At 71.0% G+C, this 3,238-nt stretch carries 2 protein-coding genes; both read left to right on the top strand.

The window, feature by feature from the left end; translation table 11 throughout:
• Window positions 1–2 precede the first annotated feature (2 nt).
• Window positions 3–1,556 (top strand): amidohydrolase, encoded by a 1,554-nt coding sequence (locus tag ACRDUX_RS28440; RefSeq protein WP_526418787.1) that lies wholly within the window; start codon window positions 3–5, stop codon window positions 1,554–1,556.
• On the top strand, window positions 1,549–3,238 hold a 1,690-nt coding region (gene lnt / locus ACRDUX_RS28435; RefSeq protein WP_526418785.1), incomplete at its 3' end, for an apolipoprotein N-acyltransferase. The genes ACRDUX_RS28440 and lnt, both read left to right, overlap by 8 nt.

Genomic DNA, 3,238 nt, shown 5'->3' with positions numbered 1-3,238 from the left:
CCATGGCGGTCAGCGACGGCCCCGACCCCATCGTGACGTGGCTTGGCGCCGACGACGTCGGCCGCGGCCAGTTCCCGGATGCCAGGGTCGTCGACCTCGACGGCGGCTTCGTGACGCCTGCCTTCGTCGACAGCCACGTCCACGTCACCGCGACCGGCCTCGCGCTCGTCGGCCTCGACCTGCGCCACGCCACCTCGCTCGAGGACGCACTGCGGCTCATCGGCGAATACGCCCGTCGCCACCCGACGGGGCCCATCTGGGCGCACGGTTGGGACGAATCGCCATGGCCTAGGCCCGCCGCGCCGACCACCGCCGACCTCGACCGCCTACTCGGCGACCGACCCGCCTACCTCGCGCGCGTGGACGTGCACTCCGCGATCGCCTCGACCGCGTTGCGGCGCACCGTGCCCGAGCTGGCGACCGCGAACGGTCACCAGGACCAACTGCCACTGACCGCGGACGCCCATCATCTGGTGCGGGCAGCTGCCAGAGCTCTGCTGACGACGGCGCAGCGTCAGGAGGCCCGGCTGGCCGCCCTCGACCTGGCTGCCCGGTCCGGCATCGCCGCGGTACACGAGTGCGCCGGACCCGAGATCGGGGGCATCGACGACTGGCAGGAGCTCAATGCGCTCGAGCACGGCGTCGAAGTCGTCGGCTACTGGGGTGAGGCGGTAGCGACGGCCGCCCACGCCCGCGAGCTGATCGGCGACGCCGGGGTGCGGGGGCTGGCGGGCGACCTGTTCGTCGACGGTGCGCTCGGGTCGCACACGGCGTGGCTGCATCGGCCTTACGCCGATGCGCCGGACTGCGTCGGCAACGCCTACCTCGACGCGGACGCGATCGAGGCGCACCTGAGCTCGTGCACCGAGGCGGGCATCACCGCCGGGTTTCACGTGATCGGCGACGCCGCGGTCACCTCGGTGGTGAATGCGTTGGCGCGCGTGGTGGACCGACACGGCGCTCCTGCCGTCGCGCGCTGCGGCCACCGTCTCGAGCACCTCGAGATGGTCTCCGAGGAGCAGGCGCGGCTGCTCGGAGCCTGGGGCGTCATCGCGAGTGTGCAACCCAACTTCGACGCGCTCTGGGGAGGGCCTGACGGCATGTATGCGCGGCGATTGGGCGCCGAGCGCGCTGGTCCGTTGAATCCCCTCGCGCTGTTAGCATCCCAAGGCGTGCCACTCGCCTTCGGTTCCGATACGCCGGTCACCGGCATGAATCCCTGGGAGACGGTGCGCGCCGCGACCACGCACCACACTCAGGGGAGCGCCATGTCGGCGCGGGCCGCATTCGCAGCCGCCACCCGCGGCGCCTGGCGGGCGGGCGGTGTCCGCGACGGAGTCGCTGGCACGTTGGCCCCGGGCGCGCCTGCATCGTACGCGGTGTGGGACGTCCCTGGCGGGCTGGGTGCCCTCGAGGTCGCCGCCCCTGCCGACGCCGTACAACGGTGGTCCACCGATCCACGCTCCCGGATTCCTGCCCTGCCGAGATTGGCCCCCGGCGGCCCCCTGCCCGTCTGCCGTCAGACGGTCCACCGGGGTGCCGCGATTCATGGCTGAGCGACGTCGTCGACGCGAGTCGTCACGGGCGGGTGAGCAGACCGACACCTTCCCCGCCGTCGACGTAGAGGACGACCCCCTGGACGAAACCGAAGGGCCGGAGGAAGGCTCGACGGCGCCACCGGAACCCGACGCGCAGTCACGCCTGTCCGCCGTCGCGTCGCGCGTGATCGACCGGCTGCGCCGCACCCTTGGCCCGCGGGCGTTGCGGATTGCCGCCTCGATCGCCGCCGGACTGATGGCATGCACCAGCTTTCCGCCCTTCGGCTGGTGGTTCTTGGCGTTCGTCGCCTTCGCGCTTCTCACGTGGGTGATGACCCACGAATCGACCACCAAGATGGGCGGCTTCGGCTACGGATTCCTGTTCGGGCTGGCCTTCTACGTGCCGCTGCTGCCATGGATCAGTGGGCTGGTCGGGCCCTTTCCCTGGCTCGCGCTCTCCGCGATGGAGGCGCTGTTCCCCGGCGTCTTCGGCCTTCTCGCCGTAGTCGTACGGCGCCTACCTGGCTGGCCGGTGTGGTTCGCCTGCCTCTGGGTGCTGGCCGAGTGGCTCAAGTCCACCATCCCGTTCGGCGGATTTCCCTGGGGTGTCATCGGATTCACCCAGGGCAACAGCCCCTTGCTGGCGATCGCACACTTCGGTGGCGTGCCGCTGGTGTCGTTCGGCGTCGCGCTGGTCGGTGTCAGCCTGGCCGCCATCGCCATCGAAGCCCACCAATGGTGGCGCAAGCAGCATCACAGCGGCCACCTTCCGCCCTCGGTGATGCTGCCTGGCGTCAGCGTGGCCCTCGTGCTTCTCACCGTCGCGCTGGCCACCCCGTACGTGCGTCAGTCGGGTGCGGGCGCGGGGGACGACCCGACGACCACCGTCGCCGCCGTTCAGGGCAACGTCCCCAGGCTCGGACTCGAGTTCAACGCGCAACGGCGGGCGGTGCTCGACTACCACGTACGCGAGACCCAGCGACTCGCCGAGGACGTCCGAGCGGGACGCGCGCCTCAGCCCGCCGTCGTCATCTGGCCGGAGAACTCGTCGGACATCGACCCGATCGCCAATCGCGACGCCGCCGAACAGATCGGGGTCGCGACCGACGCCATCCGCGCACCGATCCTCGTCGGCGCCGTCGTCGCCGCGCCCGGGTACACCCAGGAAGACCCGCAGGCGACGAACACCGTCATCGTGTGGGATCCCGCCGACGGCCCAGGGGAGCGCCACGACAAGAAGATCGTGCAGCCGTTCGGCGAGTACCTGCCGTGGCGTGGGTTCTTCCGCCTGCTGTCGTCGTTCGCCGACCGGGCCGGCTACTTCGTGCCGGGCACCGGAAACGGCGTCGTCCACGCCGCGGGCATCCCGATCGGCGTCACCACGTGCTGGGAGGTCATCTTCGACCGCGCGGCCAGGGAATCCGTGCTGAACGGGGCGCAGTTCCTCGCCGTCCCGACGAACAACGCGACGTTCGATGGGGCGATGAGTGAGCAGATGCTCTCGTTCGCCAGGCTGCGGGCCGTCGAGCACGACCGGTACGTGGTGGTGGCCGGCACCGTCGGCATCAGCGCGGTGATCGGACCCGACGGGCGCGAGTTGGCCCGCACCAAGTTCTACGAGCCCGCGTATCTCGACGCGCAGATCCGGCTGAAGACCGATCTCACACCGGCCACGCGGTGGGGCCCGGTGATCCAGGGAC

It is taken from the genome of Mycobacterium sp. (genome assembly GCF_050701675.1).
Taxonomy (GTDB): domain Bacteria; phylum Actinomycetota; class Actinomycetes; order Mycobacteriales; family Mycobacteriaceae; genus Mycobacterium.
The sequence above is the reverse complement of the archived record's forward strand: the minus strand, read 5'-3'. Positions and strand labels throughout refer to the sequence as shown.